Genomic DNA, 21,319 nt, shown 5'->3' with positions numbered 1-21,319 from the left:
CTCGGTCCCCTCTCGCACCGAGGGCGGGTTCCACCGCGACCACCTCACGTCCCGACGTGGTGACGGGAGCGGGCGTCGGGTCAGCGGGCGTAGAAGTCGGGGCGCTCGGCGAGGTCGACTTCCGCTCTGGTGCCGGTGGTTTGGGCTTGCACGCCCGCTTCGCAAGCGGCGGCCGCGGCGTAGCCGTCCCAGGTGGTGGCCGCGGTGGGGTCGGTGCGGCCGTGCCGGGCCGCGTCGGCCCAGCGCTGGAACTCGCGGTCGAAGGCGGCGCCGAAGCGGTCCCGGAAGTCGTCGCTGATCGTGCCGCCCCAGTTCCCGGAGCGGTGGACCAGCGGGCCGCCATCGGTGCCGATGAGGGCGGTGCCCCTCTCCCCGACGGCCTCGCAGCGGACCTGGTAGCCGAAGCCGCAGTTGACGAAGATCTCGACGTCGACCAGTGCGCCCGAAGCGGTTTCCACGGTGACCATCTGCGGGTCCAGCAGCCCGTCCGGGGCCCCGGAACTCGACCGCGGAGCGCGGACGGTGACCGCCGCGATCTCGCTGCCGAGCAACCAGCGGGCGGTGTCGAACTCGTGCACCACCGAGTCGTAGATCATCATCTCGCTGGTGAACCCGGGCGGCGTCGCGGCGTTGCGGTGCACGCAGTGCAGCATCAGCGGTGCGCCCAGCTCACCCGCGTCGAGCAGGCGCTTGAGCTCGGCGTACTCGGCGTCGAAGCGGCGCATGAACCCGACCTGCACCAGGTGCTTCCCGCGGGCCTCCTCGGCTTCCACCACGCGCAGCGAGGACTTCGCGTCCGGCGTCAGCGGCTTCTCGCACAGCACCGGCACACCGCGCTCGATGGCCGCGAGCAGCAGCGGCTCGTGCACCGAGCCGGGCGAGGCGATCACCAGGGCGTCCACGGCGGAGTCGTCGACCACCTCGAAGGCGTCGGCGGTGGCGCGGGCGCCGAAGCCGCCCGCGACCTGCTGCGCCCGGTCCAGGTCGGGGTCGGCGACCGCGGCCAGCCGCGCCCCGCTGATGCGCTCGTGGATCCGCAGCGCGTGATCGGCGCCCATCTTGCCCGCGCCGATGAGCCCGACGCGAAGTTGCTGTTCCTGCACGGGTTTTCCCTTCCTCTGGTGGCTTTCAGCGCTTGAGCTCGCGGGTGATGCGGTCGAGCATGAACGTCGACGACTCCACGGCGCGGTCCTCCCAGGCGAACACGCAGGCGGTGGCGATGCCGTCGAAGTTCATCTCGCGCAGCGTCGAGAAGAACGCGTCCCAGTCGACCTCGCCCTGGTCGATGTCCAGGTGCTGGTGGATGCGCGCGGGCGTGCCGGGCGGGTTGAGGATGTAGCGCAGCCCGGAGGACGCCTTGTGGTTGAACGTGTCGGCGATGTGCACGTGGGTCAGCTTGTCGCCGGCGTAGCGCAGCATCGCCGGGATGTCGGCGCCGGTGTCCTCGCCGGAGAGGTGGAAGGTGTGCGGCGCGCAGTACAGGTAGTTCACCCACGGCTCGTTGATCGCCCGCACCAGATCGACCGCGGGCGCGTTGACCTCGCAGAAGTCGTCCGGGTGGGCTTCCAGGTTCAGCGCGATGCCCTCGCGCTCGAACACCGGCAGCAGCTCCTCCATCGACCGCCAGAACGCCGCCTCGCTCTCGGCGGGCCGTTCCGGGCGGCCGTTGAACTCGGAGTTCATCTGGGTGCAGCCGAGCTCGGCGGTCACCTCGATCATGCGCTTCCAGTACCGCACCGCCGCCTGGCGCTCGGTCTCGTCCGGGCCGGACCAGCGGTAGAGCGGCAGCACGCTGGCCAGCCCGACGCCGGTCTCGCGCAGGGCGGACTTGAGCTCGGCGACCCGCTCGTCGTCGGCGCGCGGGTGCAGGAAGAAGGGCATGAAGTCGTCGCGCGGGGACAGCTCGATGTGCTCGTAGCCGATGTCGGCGACCGTGCGCACCATCTCCCGGATCGGGAGCGCGCGGAACATGTGCGGATCGATTGCGATCTTCATGGGAGGTCCTCAGCGGAGAAGGTTTCAGGAGTAGCGGACGCGCAGCTCGGTTTCGAGCGTTTCCAGGGACTTGCCGCGGGTTTCCGGCACGAACTTGGCCACGAACGCGATGGCCAGCACCCCGACCGCGACGAACACCAGGAACGTGGTGGCGATGCCCAGCGCGTCGACCAGGATCGGGTAGGTCAGACCCACCAGGAAGTTCGCCGCCCACAACGTCAGGCTGGCCAGGCCGAACGCGAAACCGCGCATCTTCAGCGGGAAGATCTCCGAGAGCATCAACCACGTGACCGGTGAGGTCGCTCCCTGCTGGAACGCCAGGAAGGTCACGGTCAGCGCCAGCACCAGCACACCGCGCAGCAGCCCTTCGGGCATCGTCATCGACACCACCGCGAGGAGCAGCAGCGCGGTGGCCGTGCCCGCCTGACCGATCAGCAGCATCGGCCTGCGGTTGATCCGGCCGAGCAGGTAGATGCCGACGAAGGTGGCCAGCACCGAGATCACGCCGTTGGCGATGTTGGCGACGATCGCGCCGTTGGCCGAGAAACCGGAGCTCTTCAGGATCTGCGTGCCGTAGTACATGATCGTGTTCACGCCGCTGACCTGCTGCACCACGGCGATGCCGATGCCGACCACCAGCAGCCGCCGCACCCACGGCACCTTCAGGTCGGCCCAGCCCCCGGCTCGCTGCTGCTGGTCCTGCTCGGCCAGGCGCCGCACCTCGGCGAGCTCGGACTCGGCTCGCTGGGCGGTGCGGACCTGCCGCAACACCTCCAGGGCTTCGCCGAGCCGTCCCCGGGAGGCCAGCCAACGCGGGCTCTCCGGCATCACCAGCATCCCGAACCACAGCACCACGGCGGGCAGCGAGGCGATGACCAACATGTAGCGCCAGACGTGCGCGGATTCGCCGAGCGCCCCGGCGATCGCGGCGTTGAAGGTGAACGCCGCGAGCTGACCGCTGACGATCATCAGCTCGTTCTGCGTGACCAGCCGACCCCGCCGTTCCGCGGGCGAGATCTCGGCCAGGTAGGTCGGCACGGTCACCGAGGCGCCGCCGACGGCCAGGCCGAGCACGAAGCGGGCGATGACCATGAACGTGGCGCTGGGCGCGAAGGTGCAGGCCAGAGCACCGACGAGGAAGATCCCGGCGAGCCAGAGGATGATTCGCCGCCTGCCTCGCTGATCGGCGAGCCTGCCCGCGGCGAAGGCGCCGATGGTCGCGCCGAGCAGCAGCGAGCTGGTCACCAGACCTTCGGTGAGCGGGGTCAGCCCCAGGTCGGACTGCATGTACGGCAGCGCACCGTTGATGACGCCGGTGTCGTAGCCGAACAGCAGACCGCCGAAGGTCGCCACGACGGTGATGACCTTCAACCTCCGGGACTGGGCCCCGGATCTCGGTTCGGTGGCGGGAGCGGGCACGTCGCTGTGCACATCGGACATTCGAACGGACTCCTTCGTAGGACGCCCAAAGGGGCGCACTGCAAACCTCTGGGTGCGAGAACCGCAGTTCCCGTCGGGGCGAGCACCGCCCCGGGTGGTGGTCAGCGGTGCTCGGGGCGGCGGGTTCCGGTCAGGCCGCATCCGCCGAGGTATTCGCGGGTGCGCACGGCGATGGGCATCGGCACGTCCGGTGCGCACGGGTAGAGGTCCTGCTCGACGATCACGAACAGCTCCGCGTCCAAGGTGGACAGTTCGCGCACGACCTCGCCGGGATCGGGCACGCCGGCCGGGGGTTCGACGCACACGCCGCGCTGGACGGCCTCGCCGAACGACAGGCCCTCGGCGGAGACCTGCGCGAGCACCTCCGGGTCCATCTGCTTGATGTGCACGTAGCCGATGCGCTCGGCGAACCGCCGGATCAGGTCGAGGTTGTCGCCGCCGCCGTAGGCCACGTGCCCGGTGTCCAGGCAGAGGTTGGCGTAGCGGGAGTCGGTGGCGTCGAGGAACCGCTCGATCTCCGGCTGGGTCTGGATGTGGCTGTCGGCGTGCGGGTGCAGGCACAGCCGGACGTCGTGCTCCTCCAGCAGGATCTTGCCCAGCTCGTCGGCGGCCGATCCGAGCGCGCGCCACTGGTCGGCGCTCAGCTGCGGGGATTCGGTGAAGGCACCCGTCTTCTCATCCCGGAACATCGGCGGGATGAACACCAGGTGGTGCGCGCCGACGGCGGCGGTCAGCTCGGCGACCGCGCTCACCTCGGCGAGCATCCGCTCCCACTCCTCCGGCCGGTGCAGCGCGCCGAAGGTGGTGCCGCCGGAGACCTGCAGGCCCCGGGATCCGACCTCGTCGGCGAGCCGCTGCGGGTCCAGGGGCAGGTAGCCGGGCGGACCGAGCTCCAGCCAGCGGTAGCCCGACTCGACGAGCTCGTCGAGGAAGCGGGTGTAGGGCACCTGGTGCTCGTCCTCGGGGAACCACACGCCCCAGGAGTCGGGGGCGGAACCCAGGCAGAGGTTGCCCGCGACGGTGCGCGGGGTGGTCTCGGACGTCGCTGTCATCGAACCCTCCTCGGTCCGGCGTGGTCGCCGGTGCGTCTCGATCGCCGGGATCGGCGAGAGGTCAGGTCTGGCGCGCGCCGACTAGCGCGCTCTAGTCTCGAACACTATGTTGGCGGTCACATCAATATGTCAAGACGTTCTGGCAAACTCATCGGACTTTCGAATGGGGCAGGATCGGCGACGTGATCGACGAACCCGCACGCCCTGACGGCACCGGCGGCCGACGGCCCACGATGGCCGACGTCGCCCGCGCCGCAGGGGTTTCCCGCGCGCTGGTCTCGCTGGTGTTCCGCAACAAGCCGGGCGCGGGCGAGGAGACCAGGCAGCGCGTGCTGCAGGCCGCGGACCGGCTCGGCTACCGGCCGGACACAGCGGCCCGGATGCTGGCCAGCCACCGCAGCCGCACGCTCGGCGTGATGCTGACCGTGCACCAGCCGTTCCAAGCCGACCTCGTCGAGGCGATCTACCCGGAGGCCGAACGGCTCGGCTACGAGGTCCTGCTGTCGGCCACCGCGCCGTCGCGCGACGAGGCGAAGGCGGTGGAAGCGCTGCTCAGCCACCGCTGCGAGGCGCTGATCCTGCTCGGCCCGCGCGCCGCGGCGGACCTGCTCGACGAGTGGGGGCGCCGGGCCGTGGTCACGGCGATCAACGCGCGCGAGGAGTCCGCCCGGATCGACAACGTGCGCACCGCCGACGAGGCCGGTGTCCAGCAGGCCGTGGACCACCTGGTCGACCTCGGACATCGCGAGATCGTGCACGTCGACGGCGGCGACGAGCCCGGATCGGCCGAACGCCGCGCGGCCTACCGGAAGGCGATGGACGCGCGCGGTCTCGGCGAGCGCGCGCGGGTGCTCGCGGGCGCGCACACCGAGCAGGCCGGGCAGGACTCCGCCCGCCGGCTGCTCGACGAGGCGGAGCCGCCGACGGCCGTGCTGGCGAGCAACGACCGCTGCGCGCTGGGCGTGCTGCGCGCGTTCGCGCTCGCCGGCGTCGACGTTCCCGAGCGGGTCTCCCTCGTCGGCTACGACGACAGCCACGTCTCGCACCTGGCGTCCGTCGCCCTCACCACGATCCGCCAGGACGCCGAGCAGATGGCCCAGCACGCCGTGCGGCTGGCGGTCGAACGACTCGACGATCCCGCGCGCGCTCCGCGAGAGGTGGTGCTGGACCCCAAGCTGGTCTCCCGGGGCAGCACCGCCCCTCCGCGGTGAGCGCTCAGCCGTTGCTGGGGAAGCCGAGGTCGACGCCGCCGTCGCCGGGGTCCGGCCAGCGGGTGGTGATGACCTTGCCCCGGGTGTAGAAGTGCACCCCGTCGTTGCCGTAGACGTGGTGGTCACCGAACAGCGAGTCCTTCCAGCCGCCGAAGGAGTGGTAGCCCACCGGCACCGGGATCGGCACGTTCACGCCGACCATGCCGGCGCGCACCTCCAGCTGGAAGCGCCGGGCCGCGCCGCCGTCGCGGGTGAACAGGGCGGTGCCGTTGCCCCACCGGGAGCGGTTGATCAGCGCCAGCGCCTCCTGGTAGTTCTCCGCGCGCACGACCGCCAGGACCGGGCCGAAGATCTCGTCGGCGTAGACGTCCATGTCCGGGGTGACCCGGTCGACGAGGCTGACACCGGTGAAGAACCCGCCCTCGTGGCCCTCGACGACCAGTCCGGTGCCGTCCACCACGACCTCGGCGCCCTGCTCGCGGGCCCGGGGCACGTAGGAGGCGACCCTGTCGCGGTGCTCGGCGGTGATCAGCGGGCCCATCTCGGAAGCCGGGTCGTCGCCCGGCCCGATGGTCAGCGCGCGGGCCCGGTCGGCGATCTTGCCGACGAGCTCGTCGCCGATCGGGTCGACGGCCACCACCACCGACACCGCCATGCAGCGCTCGCCCGCGCTGCCGTAGGCCGCCGACACCGCCGCGTCCGCGGCCTGGTCCAGGTTCGCGTCGGGGAGCACGAGCATGTGGTTCTTCGCACCGCCCAGCGCCTGCACCCGCTTGCCGTGCGCGCTCGCGGTGTCGTGGACGTGCTTGGCGATCGGGGTGGATCCGACGAAGCTGACGGCCTCGACGTCGGGGTGCTCCAGCAACCGGTCCACGGCGGTCTTGTCGCCGTGGACGAGGTTGAGCACGCCGTCCGGAACGCCCGCCTCGTGGGCCAGTTCCACCAGCCGCAGCGTCGCCGACGGGTCCTTCTCGCTCGGCTTGAGCACGAAGGTGTTGCCGCAGGCCAGGGCCACCGGGAACATCCACATCGGGACCATGGCCGGGAAGTTGAACGGGGTGATGCCCGCGACCACGCCGACCGGCTGGCGGATCGACTCCACGTCCACCCGGGTGGAGACCTGGGTGGAGGTCTCGCCCTTGAGCAGCTGCGGGATGCCGCAGGCCAGCTCGACGATCTCCAGGCCGCGCGCGACCTCGCCGAGCGCGTCCGAGTGCACCTTGCCGTGCTCGGCGGTGATCAGCTCCGCGATCTCGTCGCGGTGGGCGTGGACGAGCTCCCGGTAGCGGAACATCACCTGCGTGCGCTTGGCCAGCGACGCGGTCCCCCACGACTCGAAGGCCTTGGCGGCCGCCGAGACCGCGGTGTCCACTTCGGACACCGAGGCGAGCGGAACCTGCCCGGTGGCCTCGCCGGTGGCCGGGTTGGTGACCGTGCCGCGACGGCCGGAGGTGCCGTCGGCGTGCTTGCCGTCGATGAAGTGCTGGATGGTCTTCACTGCTTCCTCTCACAGGTGGTGGCGGCGCGCTGCCGCCTGGTCCTCGTAGCGCTTGCGGGCCTCGCGGGTCGATTCGCGGGTGGCGACCTCGGCGACCGGGACGTCCCACCACGCCTCGGGCGGCAACTGGGCCTTGGCCGGATCGGTTTCGACGTGGACCGCCGTGGGGCGGGGGTCCTCCCGGGCGTCTCGGAGGGCTCGGCGCAGCTCGTCGTTGGTCTCGGCCCGCAGGACCCGCATGCCCAGGCTCTCGGCGTTGGCCGCGAGGTCGACGGGCAGCGGCGCGCCGGTGAAGGTGCCGTCGTCGGTGCGGTAGCAGTAGGCGGTGCCGAACCGCTCGCCGCCGACCTTCTCCGACAGGCCGCCGATGGAGGCGTACCCGTGGTTCTGGACCAGCACCAGGTTGATCTTGATCCCCTCCTGCACGGCGGTGACCAGCTCGGTCGGCATCATCAGGTAGGTGCCGTCGCCGACCAGCGCGAACACCTCGCGCGACGGATCGGCCAGGCGGGCACCGATCGCGGCCGGGATCTCGTAACCCATGCAGGAGAAGCCGTATTCGACGTGGTACTGCCGGGGGTCCTTGGCGCGCCACAGCTTGTTGAGGTCCTCGGGCAGCGAACCGGCCGCGTTGATGACCACGTCCCGCTCGCCCAGGACCTCGTCGAGCGCTCCGATCACCTCGGCCTGACCCGGGCGTTGGTCACCGGCGCCGCGCGTGACCGAGTCGACGACCTCGGCCCACCTCCGCGCCCCGGCCCTGGCCCGTTCGGCGTGCTCGTCGGGAACGCGGTGGCCGGACAGGGCCTGCGACAGCTGCCGCAGCGCGGTGCGCGCGTCGCCGATCACCGGTGCGGCGGCCTGCTTGTGCGCGTCGATCGAGGCGATGTTGACGTTGACGAACCGCACGTCCGGGTTCGCGAACAGCGTCCGCGAAGCCGTGGTGAAGTCCGAGTAGCGGGTCCCGACGCCGATGATCAGGTCGGCGTCGCGGGCCAGGTCGTCGGACACCTCGGTGCCGGTGTGCCCGATCGAGCCCATCGCGCACGGGTGGTCGTGGCGCAGCGAGCCGCGACCGGCCTGCGTCTCGGCCACCGGGACACCGGTGCGCTCGGCCAGCTCGGCCAGTTCCCGCTCGGCTCCGCTGTGGTGCACACCCCCGCCGGCGATGATCAGCGGCCGGCGGGCTCCCCGGATCGCCTCGACGGCGTCGGACACCGACTCCGGGTCGGCGACCGGGCGGTGCACCCGCCACACCCGCTCGGCGAAGAACTCCTCCGGCCAGTCGAACGCCTCGGCCTGCACGTCCTGCGGCAGCGCCAGGGTCACCGCGCCGGTCTCCACCGGGTCGGTGAGCACCCGCATCGCCTCCAGCGCCGAGGGCATCAGCGCTTCGGGCCGCCAGATGCGGTCGAAGTAGCGCGAGACCGGGCGCAGGCAGTCGTTGACCGACACGTCCTTGGCGTGCGGCACTTCCAGCTGCTGCAGCACCGGATCGGCGGGCCGGGTGGCGAAGACGTCGCCGGGCAGCAGCAGCACCGGCAGGTGGTTGATGGTGGCCAGCGCCGCGCCGGTGACCAGGTTCGTCGCGCCCGGCCCGATGGAGGTGGTCACGGCGTAGGTCGACATCCGGTTGCGCTGGCGGGCGAACCCCACCGCCGCGTGCACCATCGACTGCTCGTTGCGCCCCTGCAGGTAGGGCATCCGGTCCCCGGACTCCAGCAGCGCCTGCCCCACACCGGCGACGTTGCCGTGCCCGAAGATGCCCCAGCAGCCCTCGATCAGCCGCTGCCGCACCCCGTCGCGCTCGGTGTGCTGGTTGGCCAGGAAGCGCACCAGCGCCTGCGCGACGGTCAGCCTGCGCGTCGTCATCGTCCCTCCACTTCGGACGGGGCCTGGTAGAGCGGGAGCCGGGCGTCGACCGGCTGATCGGCCCAGGTGCCGCGCACCCAGGCGTGCGCGGGGTCGTCGCAGATCAGCCAGGCGCGATCCGGCGAGGGACCCGCCATGACGTTGAGGTAGTACATGTCGTACCCGGGCACCGCCATCGACGGGCCGTGCCAACCGTCCGGGATCAGCACCACGTCCCCGCTGCGCACCTCGGCGAGCACGTCGGTGGCGCTGTCCGGACCCGACGGGTACACGCGCTGGTAGCCCACACCGGGCGTGCCGTGCGAGTCGGCGATCTCGAAGTAGTAGATCTCCTCCAGCCGCGACTCGCCCTCGCGGTCCTCGTCGTGCTTGTGCGGCGGGAAGGACGACCAGTTGCCCGCCGGGGTCAGCACCTCCACCGCGATCAGCCGGTCGGCCTCGAAGACGTGCGCCGCGCCGAAGTTGTTGACCTGCCTGCTGGCCTGTCCCGCACCCCGCAGCTCCACCGGGACTCCCGAGGCCGGGCCGTAGCGCGCGGGCAGCCGGTTCTCGCAGCGCGCGCCGGTCAGCGCGAACCGGCCACCGGCGGGGCTGCTGATCCGCACCTGCGCGTCCCTGGGCGCGTAGGCGAAATCGGTGACGCCGTCGAACACGCTCGTCCGCCCGGCCAGCTCGAAGGTCTCGCCGTCGCAGGTCACCGAGCAGGAACCGTTGAGCGGCAGCACGATCCACTCGCTGTCGCCGGTGTCGAACGCGCGCGACTCCCCGGCCGCGAGCTCCAGCACGCGCAGCGAGGAATATCCCCAGCCGGCCGTTGCCGGGTCGACGAAGGCGCGGTACCCGTCGCGCGCCGATTCTCCGTCGGCGAGGTGAAATCCCTTGTTGCTCACCACTTCTCCCCTCCTACAGCAGGGCGACCGCGGCGTCGACCGCGCCCGCGACGTCGTCGTCGTGCGGGTAGAGCAGGCTCCGGCCCACGACCAGCCCGCGCACGTTGGGCAGTTGCAGCGCCTTGTGCCACCGCTCCTGGGTGGCCGCCGGGTCGTCGGGCACCTCGCCGCCCAGCAGCACCGTCGGCAGCGTGGTGGCCTCCAGGGCGCGGCCGATCTCGTCGAGCTCGTCGACCACCGGCACCTTCAGCCACGTGTAGGCCGAGGTGCCGCCCAGCCCGGAGGCGATCGCGATCGAGCGCGCCACCGCCTCGGCCGAGAGGTCGTTGCGCACCTTGCCGTCCACCCGCCGGGACAGGAAGGGCTCGACCATCGCGATCAGCCCGCGCTCGGCGAGCTCGTTGACGGCGTCGGCCGCGCCCTGCATGGTGTTCAGCGATCCGGGGTCGTCGAGGTCCAGCCGCATCAGCAGCTTCCCCGCGTCGAAGCGCATCCGGTGCAGGTCCTCGGCGCGGTGGCCGGTGAACCGGTCGTCGAGCTCGAACGCCGAACCGGCCAGACCGCCCCGGTTCATCGAGCCGATGACGACCTTGTCCTCCAGCGCCCCGAGCAGCAGCAGGTCCTCCAGCACGTCGGCGGTGCCCAGCACCCCGTCCACGCCCGGGCGTTGCAGCGCGGTGCACAGCCGGTCCAGCAGGTCCGCGCGGTTGGCCATCGCCAGCGGGTTCCCGCCCGCGGCCAGCGCGCCGCGCGCGGGGTGGTCGGCGGCGACGATCATCATGCGGCCGGATTCGCCCAGCAGCGGCCGTCTCGCGCGCAGCGCGGCGGCCTCGGCGATGGCCTCGGGTCGCGTCGCGCGCGCGTCGAGCAGTTCGGTGATGTTCAACGGTGACACCCGGATCTCTCCTTCGGCGGTGCTCATGCGCTCAGCGCCGAGTTCTTGGACAGCGTCTCCTCGACCTCGTGCGCGTAGGGCATGGCCGAGGAGCACGCGAGGCGGCCGGCGACCAGCGCGCCGGCCGCGTTGGCGAAGCGCATGGTCCGCTCCAGCGGCCAGTCGTGCAGCAACCCGTGGCAGAGCGCGCCGCCGAAGGCGTCGCCGGCCCCCAGGCCGTTGACGACGTCGACCGGGATCGGCGGCGCCACGGTCTTCTCCCCGCGGGTGCGCGCGAGGACCCCGTTCGGGCCCTGCTTGACCACCGCCAGCTCCACGCCGCGCTCCAGCAGCCGTTCCGCGGCCTCCTCCGGATCGCGGGTGCCGACGGCGGTCTCGACCTCGTCGAGGTTGCCGACCGCGACCGTGACGTGGGCGAGCGCCTCCTGGTACCAGCAGCGCGCTTCGCCCTGGTCCGGCCAGAACATCGGCCGCCAGTCCAGGTCGAAGACCGCGGTGCCGCGCTTGGCCCGGTGGCGCAGCGCGGCGAGCGTCGCCGAGCGGCTCGGCTCCTCGGCCAGCCCGGTGCCGGTCATCCAGAAGATGCGGGCGTCCGCGATGGCGCTCAGGTCCAGCTCGTCCTGGTAGATCTCCAGGTCAGGAGCCTTGGGCCGGCGGTAGAAGTACAGCGGGAAGTCGTCCGGCGGGAACAGCTCGCAGAAGGTGACCGGGGTCGGGTACTGCTCGACGGAGCTCACCCACCGGTCGTCGACGTCGAAGCCGCGCAGCGCCTGGTGGACGTATTCGCCGAACGGGTCGGCTCCGGTGCGGCTGATGACCGCGCTGCGGTGGCCGAGGCGGGCGGCGGCGACGGCCACGTTGGTGGCGGTGCCGCCGAGGTACTTGCCGAACGTCTCCACCTGCGGCAGCGGAACACCGGTCTGCAGCGGGTAGATGTCGACCCCGATCCGACCCATCGTGATCACGTCGAACGGATCGCTCATCGCAGATGCCCTCCATCGGGACGCGGCCGCTCGCGGCGGCCGGAGCACGGACTCCCCTTGTTTACGTGCGCACCACATCGCTGTCAAGACTTTGTCAGCACATACGGACTTATTTACGTCGTGTGTTCTTGATATCGTGGCGACGTGACGGCCATGCGACATCGATCCCAGGAACCGCAGTGGGATCCAGCCAGGCAGATCTCGGTCGACCACCACAGCCCGGTCCCGCTGTACTTCCAGGTGGCGAGCCAGATCGAGGAGGCCATCTCCTCCGGTGCGCTGCCGGTCGGCGCGCGCCTGGACAACGAGATCGAACTGGCGGGCAACCTGGGGCTGTCCCGCCCGACCATCCGGCAGGCCATCGGCTCGCTCGTCGACAAAGGACTCGTGGTCCGCAAGCGCGGCGCGGGCACCCAGGTGGTCTTCAACCGCGTCAAGCGCTCGCTGGAGCTGAGCAGCCTCTACGACGACCTCAGCGGCATCGACCAGCACCCCACGACCCGCGTGCTGACCAACGAGCTCTGCCACCCGCCGGAGGAGGCGGCCCGCGCCCTGGGACTGTCCGAAGAGGACGAGGTCCTGCACCTGGAGCGGGTCCGCTACGCGCGCGGCGAACCGATCGCCCGGCTGCGCAACTACCTGCCCGCCTCGCTGATCACGCCGACCGACGAGGACCTCACCGACCGGGGCCTCTACCAGCTGCTGCGCGCGGCGGGCATCCACCTGCACGCGGCCCAGCAGACCATCGGCGCCCGGACCGCCGCGGACGACGAGGCCGAACTCCTCGACGAGCCCGCCGGTGCCGCGCTGCTGACCATGCAGCGCATCACCCACGACCACACCGGCGCCATCGTCGAGTTCGGCACCCACGTGTACCGGGCCTCCCGCTACAGCTTCGACCTCACGCTCCGCGGCGACACCTGAGGTGCCGGTTCGCGCTTCGGCAACCCACCGAACGACGCAACGGACTCGGCGTGATGCACACTCGTCGGGATGCTGCTGACCGGAAAGGGCGTGTGGTGACCGAAGTGCCCGAGGAGGAACCCCGCGTTCCGCTGCGCGACCAGGTCCACGACGAGCTGCAGGCCCGGATCAGCGACGGCCGGCTGCGGCCCGGCGACCGGATCTTCGAGCAGGAGCTGGCCATCGAGTTCGGCGTCTCCCGCGTGCCGGTGCGCGAGGCGATCCGGATGCTGCAGAGCGCCGGGATGGTCGAGGTCCGGCCGCGGCGGCGCGGCGTGTTCGTGCGCAGCCTGGACCGCCAGCAGCTGGAGGAGCTCTTCGACGTCCGCGAGGCCCTGGAGGCGCTGGCGGCCAAGCTCGCCGCCGAGCGCAGCGAGTCCGCCGACGTCGAGCACCTGGGCGAGCTGGTCGCGCGAGCGCGGGAGGCGTTGGAGTCGCAGGACACCGACGCCATGTCGGAGGCCAACACCGAGTTCCACGACAAGCTCGTCGCGCTGTCCCGCAACGACCTGCTGGCGTCGATGCTCGAACCGCTGCACGGCAGGCTCGCGGCGCTGTTCCGGCTGAACCTGGAGCCCGAGCGGGTCTGCGGCGAGCACGAGGAGCTCTACTCCGCCATAGCGGCCGGCGACGCCGAGCGGGCCGCCGAGCTCGCCCGGGGGCACGTGCGCGCGAGTCGCGCGATGGTCCTCGAACGCATGGTGTTCTGAGCCCCGATCCCGCCCTTGACCTGCGGAACTCCCCAGCCGTAAGTTACGTATACATTCGAATATACTTTTGTATCGTGGAACTTCAGGGGAGGTAGCGCGGTGGCTCAGCCTTACGATCTGGTCTTCCGGGCGCAGCGGCTCATCGGGCCGAACGGCGAGACGTCCGGCAGCGTCGGCATCCGGGACGGCCGCATCGCCGCCGTCGACGCGCTCGACGCCGAGCTGGACGCCCACCGGGTCGTCGAGCTCGCCGGCGACGAGGTGCTGCTGCCCGGGCTGGTCGACACGCACGTGCACGTCAACGACCCCGGCCGCACCGAGTGGGAGGGCTTCGAGACCGCCACCCGCGCGGCCGCCGCGGGCGGCGTGACCACCATCGTCGACATGCCGCTCAACAGCCTCCCGCCGACCGTCGACGTCGACGCGCTGGAGCTCAAGCGCAAGACCGCCGCGGCCAAGGCGCACGTCGACGTCGGGTTCTGGGGTGGCGCGATCCCCGGCAACGTCGGCGACCTGCGCGGACTCCACGAGGCCGGGGTGTTCGGCTTCAAGTGCTTCCTGCTGCACTCCGGGGTCGACGAGTTCCCGCCGCTGGACTCCGCCGAGCTCGACACCGCGCTGCGGGAGCTGGCCGGGTTCGACGCGATGATGATCGTGCACGCCGAGGACTCCGAGGCCATCGAGCAGGCACCGACCCCGCACGGCGAGGACTACGGCGACTTCCTCGCCTCCCGCCCCAAGGGCGCCGAGAACCTCGCGATCGCGCAGGTCATCGAGCTGGCCCGGCGCATCGGCGCCCGCGTGCACATCCTGCACCTGGCCTCCGCGGACGCGCTGCCGCTGATCGCCTCGGCCCGCGCCGACGGCGTCCGCGTCACCGTCGAGACCTGCCCGCACTACCTCAGCTTCACCGCCGAGGAGATCCCCGACGGCGCCACCCAATTCAAGTGCTGCCCGCCCATTCGCGAGGCCGCCAACCGCGAACTGCTCTGGAAGGCCCTGGCCGACGGCACGATCGACTGCGTCGTCAGCGACCACTCCCCCTGCACTCCCGAGCTCAAGCGCCTCGACATCGGCGACTTCGGCGTCGCCTGGGGTGGCGTGTCGAGCCTGCAGCTGGGGCTGCCGGCGATCTGGACCCAGGCGCGCCAGCGCGGGTACTCGCTGTCCGACGTCGTGACCTGGATGGCGCGCAAGCCCGCCGAACTCGCCGGGATGCGCACCAAGGGTTCCATCGCCGTGGGCAACGACGCCGACCTGTGCGTCTTCGCCCCGGACGACGCCTTCGTCGTCGACGTCGCGAACCTGCAGCACCGCAACCCGGTCTCGGCCTACCACGGCCGCCCGCTGGCCGGCGTCGTCCGCAGCACCTGGCTGCGTGGCACTCAGATCGCCGGCAACGGCACCGACACCACCGCGCCCCAGGGCGAGCTCCTCACCCGCGGCGAGGTGTGAACGTCACCAGGCGACAGTTCTAGCGAAAACCGTCGCCTCGCGAAGAGGACGATTACAGCCAAAAACCGCCCCCTGCCAACGCTCACTGTGACAACGGCCGTTGGCAGGGGGCAGTTTTAGTGAGAACTGTCCGGACGAAACGGACATGATCATGGGGTGATTCGAGAAAAAACTGTCCCCGCGAGAGGGAGGCACCCCACGCGACCACGAAGCCGGGCCCCGAGGATCGGGACCCGGCTTCGCCGTGCTCAAGGCCGTCAGGACGGGGGCCAGTTGGTCATCTCCTTGGGGCGCGGGGGCGCGTAGGTGCGGACCTTGGAGGTCTTCAGGCCCAGCCGGACCAGGGACTCCGCGATCGTCACCGCCGCCGTGACGCCGTCGACGACCGGGACGCCGGTGCGTGCCACGACGCGCTCGGACAGTCCCGCCATGCCGCCGCAGCCCAGGCAGATCGCCTCCGCCCGGTCCTCGCGCACCGCGCGGACCGCCTCCTCGGCGATGGCGTCCACCGCCGCCTGCGGGTCGCGCTCCAGGTCCAGCACCGCCATGCCGCTGGCCCGCACCGACGCGCACCGGTCGCTGAGACCGGCCGCGCGCAACCGGTCCTCGATCAGCGGGACCGTGCGGTCGAGGCTGGTCACGACCGAGTAGGTGCGGCCCACGAACTGCGCGGTGGTCGCCGCGGCCTCGGTGATGTCCACGACCGGCACGTCGAAGAGCTCTTGCAGACCCTCCCGGCCGTGCTCGCCGTAGCCGGCCTGGATGATCGCGTCGAACGGCTCCGGGTAGGCCTTCACGGCCTCCATCACCGCGATCGCCGCGAGGTAGCTCTCGTAGTTGCCCTCGACCGACTCCGCGCCGAAGGGCGGTGTCAGCGGCACGATCTCGGTTCCGGGCGCGGCCACCGAGGCCGCCTGCTCACCGATCGACTCGGTGATGGACTTGGTCGTGTTGACGTTCACGACGAGGATGCGCATGGACTCGACTTTCTCGAAATTGCCTGCTGCGGAGGATCATTCCGCCGCGACGGCGATGGACTCGCCGTCCACGTCCTGGGCGTCGGGCCTGCGGTCGCCGATGACCGCGTAGATGATGGCGCCCAGGATCGCCCCGATGAACCAGGAGAACCCGCCGACCGCGCTGAACGCCGGAACCAGCGCCAGCACCACCGCGATCGCGGCGGCCGGGATGAACGCCCACACCGCCTTGGGGTTGTAGCCGCCGTTGTAGTGGTACTCGCCGTCGGCGTTCTCGGTGTAGAGCTCGGGGACGTTCACGCGGGTCTTCCGGATCAGCCAGTAGTCGGCCATGATCACGCCGAACAGGGGGCCGAGCAGAGCACCGAGACCACCCAGGAAGTAGTTCACCACGACCGGGCTGTCGTAGAGGTTCCAGGGCAGGATGACCAGACCGATGATCGCGCTGACCAGGCCCGCGCGGCGGAAGTTCAGCTTCTTCGGGAAGAGGTTGACCAGCACGTAGATCGGGGCGACGAAGTTGGCCAGCAGGTTCACCGCGATCGTGAGCACGATCAGCGCGAGCGAGGCCAGCGCCAGCAGGTAGGTGTTGGGGATGGTCTGCACGATGTCGGTCGGGCTGGTGATCACCCGTCCGTTGATCTTGAACTGGGCTCCGCTGAGCACCACCACGATCCCGGCGAAGAACAGCATGTTGACCGGGATGCCGACCAGGTTGCCCACGACGATCGAGCTGCGGCTCTTGGCCGAGCGGGTGAAGTCGCAGAAGTTCAGCACGAACGTGCCGTAGATGACGACCCACAGCGCGGCGCCCTGCAGGATCTGCAGCCACATCGCGCCGCCGGTCAGCGGCTGGGCGGTGGACATCGAGATCGAGAAGTCGGCGCGGGCGAACATCCAGATCGCCAGGCCCAGCATGGTGATCAGTGTCGTCGGCGCGGCCACCGCCATGTACTTGCGGATGACGTGCATGCCGTAGCTGACGATGAGGACCTGCACGGCCCACAGCGCCAGGAACGTGATCCAGCCGAGCAGCGAAAGTCCCAGCACCGACTGGTCTTCCAGCGACCTCAAGCCCGGGAAAATCGCCACGAGCAGCGCGTCGAGCACCGAGGAGGCCAGGTAGGTCTGGATGCCGAACCAGGCGATCGCCACGACGCCGCGCACCGCGGCCGGGATCTGCGCGCCCTTGGTGCCGAAGGCGATGCGGCTCATCACCGGGAACGGCACGCCGGCCTTGTGCCCCATGTAGCCCGACATCGTCAGCAGCAGGAACAGCAGCGCGGAGGCCAGCACGAAGGCGGCCAGGATGCCCCAGACGTTGAGCCCGAGCGCGAACAGGCCGATCGCGAAAGCGTAGTTGCCGAGGCTGTGAACATCGTTGGCCCACAACGTGAAGACGTTGTAGGCGCCCCAGCGGCGGCCGTCCTTCTTCGTCGGCGCGAGGTCGTAGCTGTACAACCGCTCGCTCGACGCGGGAGGGATGTCCAGACCGGACCGGTCGTTCGTGGCAGTCACCAGCCGCCTCCAAAGCCCCCACTCCGCGACATTGCTGGAGTGGATCGAGTTTCGCGATGCGAAAGTATACGTGAGAGTTGGGAAGACCGTAGGCGGTGTTCACGGCCTCGTCAACACTCCCCACCCGAGAGGCCGAGTGTGATCTCCTCCGCGGCTCCGGGGGCTTCCGCACAGCGTCGGCGTTGCTTATCCTGCACCCAACCCCGCTTTTGTATACATGGATTGTGCAGGTCATGGGCTTGCGCTGGGGTCGGGGTTGTCGAGGAGGAGCCAGCTTGAACTCGCCGTCGTACTTCGCGCCTGCCGGTGGGCTGCCGCCGCAGACCGATCTGCTCACCGACCGGGCGATCGTGACCGAGGCCTACACCGTGATCCCGCGCGGCGTCCTGCGCGACATCGTCACCAGCAACTTCCCCGGCTGGCACGGCACCCGCGCCTGGATCCTGGCCAAACCCGTCACCGGCTTCGCCACCACCTTCGCCCAGAACATCGTCGAGGTCGCCCCCGGCGGCGGCAGCGAGAACCCCGAACCCGAAACCGGCGTCGAATCCGTCGTGTTCCTCATGACCGGACACCTCCGGCTCACCATCGACGGCGTCAGCCACGACCTCGAACCCGGCGGCTACGCCTACCTCGCCCCCGGCACCACCTGGTCGCTGACCAACCCCGGCGCGGAAGCGGCCACCTTCAACTGGGTCCGCAAACCCTACGAACACGCCCCCGGCATCACCCCGCCCACCTCGTTCGTCACCCGCGAACAGGACATCACCCCCACCCCCATGCCCGACACCGACGGCCGCTGGGCCACCACCCGCTTCGTCGACCCCGACGACCTCGCCCACGACATGCACGTCAACATCGTCACCTTCGAACCCGGCGGCACCATCCCCTTCGCCGAAACCCACGTCATGGAACACGGCCTCTACGTCCTGCAGGGCAAAGCCGTCTACCGCCTCAACAACGACTGGGTCGAAGTCCAAGAAGGCGACTACATGTGGCTCCGCCCCTTCTGCCCCCAAGCCTGCTACGCAGGCGGCCCCGGCCCCTTCCGCTACCTCCTCTACAAAGACGTCAACCGCCAAATCCGCCTCACCTGAGCAGCGGCACAGGCTCGGGCCGACCCCTCGAACCCCAGCGCAAACGGATGCGAACAATCCGATTCGCACGGCGTTTGCGCAACCCATCTCCCCTGGTCATGCACGTTTCCGGACCGATGTTTCGGGGGATCAACGCAAACGCTTGCGCTTGAGACTCAGGCCACAGTACATTCCTCGCGATCTGGACGGCTGATCGATCGGAGGAGAGCCCGTGGTCGGCATCGAGGAGGTCGCGCGGCGCGCCGGGGTGTCACCGTCGACGGTGTCGCGCGCCCTGCGCGGGCGTTCCGGGGTGTCGGACCGGACCCGCCGGCGCATCACCGAGCTCGCCGCCGAACTCGACTACTCGATCTCCCGCTCGGCCTCCGGGCTCGCGACCGGGCGCACCTACTGCATCGGCGTCGTCGTCCCGTTCGTCTGGCGGTGGTTCTTCGGCCAGATCATCGGTGGCGCCGAACAGGTCCTGCGCGCGGCGGGCTACGACCTCATGCTCTACACCGCCGGCGACGAGGAATCCCGCGAGCGGTTCTTCCGCGACCTGCCGGTGCGCGGGCGGGTCGACGCCGTGCTGGTGCTGTCGATGGACCTCACCGAGCAGGAATCCGACCGCCTCCGCGGGCTGGACCTGCCGCTGGGCCTGGTCGGGCACGAAGCCGAGGGGTTCAACTCGGTGCACATCGACGACCGCCAGGGCACTCGGCTGGCCGTGCAGCACCTCATCAACCTCGGGCATCGCGACATCGCCATGATCCAAGGGCTGGAACCGAAGCCGCAGGGCGCCATCGCGCCGATCATCCGCCGCGAGGCGTTCCTGCAGACCCTCCGCGACAACGGCATCGAGCCGCGCCCCGAGTGGATGGTGCCCGGTGAGTTCGGCATCTCGGGCGGCGAACGCGCGATGGACCGGCTGCTCGCCGAATCCCACCTGCCCACAGCGGTGTTCGCCTACGCCGACGAACTCGCGATGGGCGCGCTGCGATCCCTGCGCAGGCACGGGCGCTCGGTGCCCGAGCACATGTCGATCGTGGGCTTCGACGACCACGAGATGAGCGAGTACGTCGACCTGACCACGGTGGCCCAGCCGGTGCAGGCGCAAGGCGCCACCGCCGCGCAACTGCTCATCGACCAGCTCGACGAGCGATCCCCGAAGGACACCGTCGTATCCGTGCCGATCGACCTCGTGGTGCGGGGATCCACAGCTCCACCGCCGAAATCCACGGACGAGCGAGGAGATGGAGGAGGCTGGTAAGCGCAGGGAGAACCTGCCTTTCACGGGCGATCTGAAAGCGGGCGCAGCAAGCCCGGAGCAATTCGACGAATCGAATACCGACCGAACCGCACAACGCGACTGGATCGATCCGGTGCATTGCGCGGTGGAGCCCCCGTGTGCTCGAAAAGTCCTCAATGGAGAGTGGCATGAGACAGAGAAATCGGTTAGCGATCGCCGCGGTGCTGACGTGCACGGCAGCTCTGACGGCCGGCTGCGGCGGAGCGGCCACGGACGAACCGTCGGCCGCGCTGGAAGGCCGCGGCCCGATCACCTACGTGGCGGGCAAGGACGAGGAGGGCGTCAACCCCAAGATCGTCGAGGCCTGGAACCAGGCCCACCCCGACGAGCAGGTGCGCTTCATCGAACTCTCCTCCTCGGCCGACGACCAGCGCCAGCAGATGGTGCAGAACGCGCAGACCAAGTCCGACGCGTTCACCGTGCTCGACCTCGACAACGTCTGGACCACGGAGTTCGCCGCGAACCGCTGGATCACCGAGCTCCCCCGGGACCGGTTCGGGCTTGAGAAGTTCGTCCCGACCACCGTCGAGACCTCGGTCTACCGGGACCGGCTCTACGGCGTCCCCACGACCTCCGACGGCGCGATGCTCTACTTCCGCCAGGACCTGTTGGCCAAGGCCGGTGCCAAGCCACCGGCGACGTGGGACGAGATGCGCCAGACCTGCGAGAAGGTGCTGGCACTGCCCGAAGCCGCCGGGATGTCGTGCTTCGCCGGGCAGTTCGAGAAGTACGAGGGGCTGACGGTCAACTTCTCCGAGGCCGTGCACGGAGCCGGTGGTGCGGTCACCGATCCCGAGGGCAAACCGCACGTCAACACGCCGGAGGCCAAGCGCGGGCTGGACGCGCTCGTCGAGGGGTTCCGCTCCGGGATGATCCCGCGCGACGCGATCACCTTCAAGGAGACCGAGACGCGTCGCGCGTTCATGGACGGCAAGGTCGTGTTCACCCGGGCCTGGCCGAACCAGTACTCGCACGCGGCCAAGACCGACGGTTCTTCCGGCGTGGCGGGCAAGTTCGACGTCGCACCGCTGCCCGGCGTGTCCGGTCCCGGTGTGTCCAGCCTGGGCGGGCACAGCCTCGCGATCTCCGCGTTCGCCAAGAACAAGGCCACCGCGGTCGATTTCATCAAGTTCGCCACCGCGCCCGAGCAGCAGCGGTTGCGGCTCGACCAGGGCTCGCTGGCGCCGACCCTCGGCGAGATCTACGACGACCCGGCGATGCAGGCCAAGTACCCGTACCTGCCGCTGTTGAAGAAGTCCATCGAAGGTGCCGAGCCGCGTCCCCGCGTCATCAAGTACGGCGAGGTCACCGACGTGATCCAGGAGAACGCCTACGCGGCGTTGCGCGGCGAGAAGTCCTCCGATCAGGCGCTGGCCGATCTGCAGGCCCGGCTCCAGGCGCTGACCGGACAGCAGTGAGCGCGCGGGGCGGCGCCCGGTAGCGGGCACCGCCCCGCCCTCCCGGGGAGGTGAGAG

General features: G+C 70.4%; 18 protein-coding genes. 7 read left to right on the top strand and 11 right to left on the bottom strand.

What is annotated here, in order from left to right; translation table 11 throughout:
- Positions 1–80: 80 nt before the first annotated feature.
- From REH65_RS29145 to REH65_RS29130, 4 genes are all read right to left on the bottom strand, one after another.
- A complete protein-coding gene (locus tag REH65_RS29145) occupies positions 81–1,103 on the bottom strand; it encodes a Gfo/Idh/MocA family protein (RefSeq protein WP_406689955.1) in 1,023 nt (340 codons plus the stop codon).
- 25 nt (positions 1,104–1,128) lie between these two features.
- Complete coding sequence (locus REH65_RS29140; RefSeq protein WP_281456608.1) at positions 1,129–1,995, bottom strand: sugar phosphate isomerase/epimerase; 867 nt, start codon at positions 1,993–1,995, stop codon at positions 1,129–1,131.
- 24 nt (positions 1,996–2,019) lie between these two features.
- Positions 2,020–3,435, bottom strand: coding sequence for a sugar porter family MFS transporter (locus REH65_RS29135; protein WP_406689954.1), 1,416 nt, complete (start codon positions 3,433–3,435; stop codon positions 2,020–2,022).
- Between the two features lie 101 nt (positions 3,436–3,536).
- A complete protein-coding gene (locus REH65_RS29130) occupies positions 3,537–4,487 on the bottom strand; it encodes a TIM barrel protein (protein ID WP_281456606.1) in 951 nt (316 codons plus the stop codon).
- 182 nt (positions 4,488–4,669) lie between these two features.
- Here REH65_RS29130 and REH65_RS29125 point away from each other — a divergent pair, with 182 nt between their 5' ends.
- Entirely contained in the window at positions 4,670–5,698 is a 1,029-nt protein-coding gene (locus REH65_RS29125; protein WP_406689953.1) for a LacI family DNA-binding transcriptional regulator, read from the top strand.
- 4 nt (positions 5,699–5,702) lie between these two features.
- On the opposite strand, the gene REH65_RS29120 is transcribed toward REH65_RS29125, so the two are convergent.
- The 5 genes from REH65_RS29120 to iolC are packed head-to-tail and all read right to left on the bottom strand — an operon-like array spanning position 5,703 to position 11,836.
- Positions 5,703–7,196 (bottom strand): CoA-acylating methylmalonate-semialdehyde dehydrogenase, encoded by a 1,494-nt coding sequence (locus REH65_RS29120; RefSeq protein ID WP_406689952.1) that lies wholly within the window; start codon positions 7,194–7,196, stop codon positions 5,703–5,705.
- A gap of 9 nt (positions 7,197–7,205) precedes the next feature.
- Positions 7,206–9,068, bottom strand: coding sequence for a 3D-(3,5/4)-trihydroxycyclohexane-1,2-dione acylhydrolase (decyclizing) (gene iolD, locus REH65_RS29115; protein WP_406689951.1), 1,863 nt, complete (start codon positions 9,066–9,068; stop codon positions 7,206–7,208).
- Positions 9,065–9,958: a 5-deoxy-glucuronate isomerase gene (gene iolB, locus REH65_RS29110; RefSeq protein WP_406689949.1), complete on the bottom strand. Its 894-nt coding sequence runs from the start codon at positions 9,956–9,958 to the stop codon at positions 9,065–9,067. The genes iolD and iolB overlap by 4 nt, the downstream gene beginning before the upstream one ends.
- A 13-nt stretch (positions 9,959–9,971) precedes the next feature.
- Positions 9,972–10,880, bottom strand: coding sequence for a deoxyribose-phosphate aldolase (locus tag REH65_RS29105; protein ID WP_406689948.1), 909 nt, complete (start codon positions 10,878–10,880; stop codon positions 9,972–9,974).
- On the bottom strand, positions 10,877–11,836 hold the full coding sequence (gene iolC / locus REH65_RS29100) for a 5-dehydro-2-deoxygluconokinase (RefSeq protein ID WP_406689947.1): 960 nt from the start codon (positions 11,834–11,836) through the stop codon (positions 10,877–10,879). Before iolC ends, REH65_RS29105 begins: the two co-directional genes overlap by 4 nt.
- Positions 11,837–11,989: 153 nt before the next feature.
- On the opposite strand from iolC, the gene REH65_RS29095 reads away from it, so the two are divergent.
- The 3 genes from REH65_RS29095 to allB all read left to right on the top strand — a co-directional run bounded on the left by REH65_RS29095 (position 11,990) and on the right by allB (position 14,964).
- Positions 11,990–12,760, top strand: a complete 771-nt coding sequence (locus REH65_RS29095) for a GntR family transcriptional regulator (RefSeq protein ID WP_406693265.1) — start codon at positions 11,990–11,992, stop codon at positions 12,758–12,760.
- A 95-nt stretch (positions 12,761–12,855) separates the two neighbouring features.
- Positions 12,856–13,509 (top strand): GntR family transcriptional regulator, encoded by a 654-nt coding sequence (locus tag REH65_RS29090; RefSeq protein WP_406689946.1) that lies wholly within the window; start codon positions 12,856–12,858, stop codon positions 13,507–13,509.
- Between the two features lie 99 nt (positions 13,510–13,608).
- Positions 13,609–14,964 carry an allantoinase AllB gene (gene allB / locus REH65_RS29085; protein ID WP_406689945.1) on the top strand — a complete coding sequence of 452 codons (1,356 nt, stop codon included), beginning with the start codon at positions 13,609–13,611 and terminating at the stop codon, positions 14,962–14,964.
- Between the two features lie 257 nt (positions 14,965–15,221).
- On the opposite strand, the gene REH65_RS29080 is transcribed toward allB, so the two are convergent.
- Both REH65_RS29080 and REH65_RS29075 read right to left on the bottom strand, forming a co-directional pair.
- Positions 15,222–15,941, bottom strand: a complete 720-nt coding sequence (locus REH65_RS29080) for an aspartate/glutamate racemase family protein (RefSeq protein ID WP_406689944.1) — start codon at positions 15,939–15,941, stop codon at positions 15,222–15,224.
- Positions 15,942–15,977: 36 nt separating this feature from the next.
- Positions 15,978–17,459, bottom strand: coding sequence for an NCS1 family nucleobase:cation symporter-1 (locus tag REH65_RS29075; protein ID WP_406689943.1), 1,482 nt, complete (start codon positions 17,457–17,459; stop codon positions 15,978–15,980).
- 233 nt (positions 17,460–17,692) lie between these two features.
- On the opposite strand from REH65_RS29075, the gene REH65_RS29070 reads away from it, so the two are divergent.
- From REH65_RS29070 to REH65_RS29060, 3 genes are all read left to right on the top strand, one after another.
- On the top strand, positions 17,693–18,556 hold the full coding sequence (locus REH65_RS29070; protein WP_406689942.1) for a bifunctional allantoicase/(S)-ureidoglycine aminohydrolase: 864 nt from the start codon (positions 17,693–17,695) through the stop codon (positions 18,554–18,556).
- 211 nt (positions 18,557–18,767) lie between these two features.
- Positions 18,768–19,805, top strand: coding sequence for a LacI family DNA-binding transcriptional regulator (locus tag REH65_RS29065; protein ID WP_406689941.1), 1,038 nt, complete (start codon positions 18,768–18,770; stop codon positions 19,803–19,805).
- A 167-nt stretch (positions 19,806–19,972) separates the two neighbouring features.
- The gene (locus tag REH65_RS29060; RefSeq protein ID WP_406689940.1) at positions 19,973–21,262 is read left to right on the top strand and encodes an ABC transporter substrate-binding protein; all 1,290 of its coding nucleotides are present in this window, start codon (positions 19,973–19,975) and stop codon (positions 21,260–21,262) included.
- The last annotated feature ends 57 nt before the right edge of the window (positions 21,263–21,319 follow it).

This window comes from Saccharopolyspora sp. ID03-671 (assembly GCF_045278815.1).
GTDB lineage: Bacteria > Actinomycetota > Actinomycetes > Mycobacteriales > Pseudonocardiaceae > Saccharopolyspora > Saccharopolyspora ipomoeae.
Note: the sequence above shows the minus strand (reverse complement) of the source record. Positions and strands in the feature narration are given on the sequence as shown.

Coding starts and splice junctions, on each gene's coding strand:
- REH65_RS29070 (WP_406689942.1), top strand. CDS start 17,693: ATGGGCTTGCGCTGGGGTCGGGGTTGTCGAGGAGGAGCCAGCTTGAAC.
- REH65_RS29060 (WP_406689940.1), top strand. CDS start 19,973: ATGAGACAGAGAAATCGGTTAGCGATCGCCGCGGTGCTGACGTGCACG.
- REH65_RS29140 (WP_281456608.1), bottom strand. CDS start 1,995: ATGAAGATCGCAATCGATCCGCACATGTTCCGCGCGCTCCCGATCCGG.
- REH65_RS29080 (WP_406689944.1), bottom strand. CDS start 15,941: ATGCGCATCCTCGTCGTGAACGTCAACACGACCAAGTCCATCACCGAG.
- iolD (WP_406689951.1), bottom strand. CDS start 9,068: ATGACGACGCGCAGGCTGACCGTCGCGCAGGCGCTGGTGCGCTTCCTG.
- iolC (WP_406689947.1), bottom strand. CDS start 11,836: ATGAGCGATCCGTTCGACGTGATCACGATGGGTCGGATCGGGGTCGAC.
- REH65_RS29130 (WP_281456606.1), bottom strand. CDS start 4,487: ATGACAGCGACGTCCGAGACCACCCCGCGCACCGTCGCGGGCAACCTC.
- REH65_RS29135 (WP_406689954.1), bottom strand. CDS start 3,435: ATGTCCGATGTGCACAGCGACGTGCCCGCTCCCGCCACCGAACCGAGA.
- REH65_RS29095 (WP_406693265.1), top strand. CDS start 11,990: ATGCGACATCGATCCCAGGAACCGCAGTGGGATCCAGCCAGGCAGATC.
- REH65_RS29105 (WP_406689948.1), bottom strand. CDS start 10,880: ATGAGCACCGCCGAAGGAGAGATCCGGGTGTCACCGTTGAACATCACC.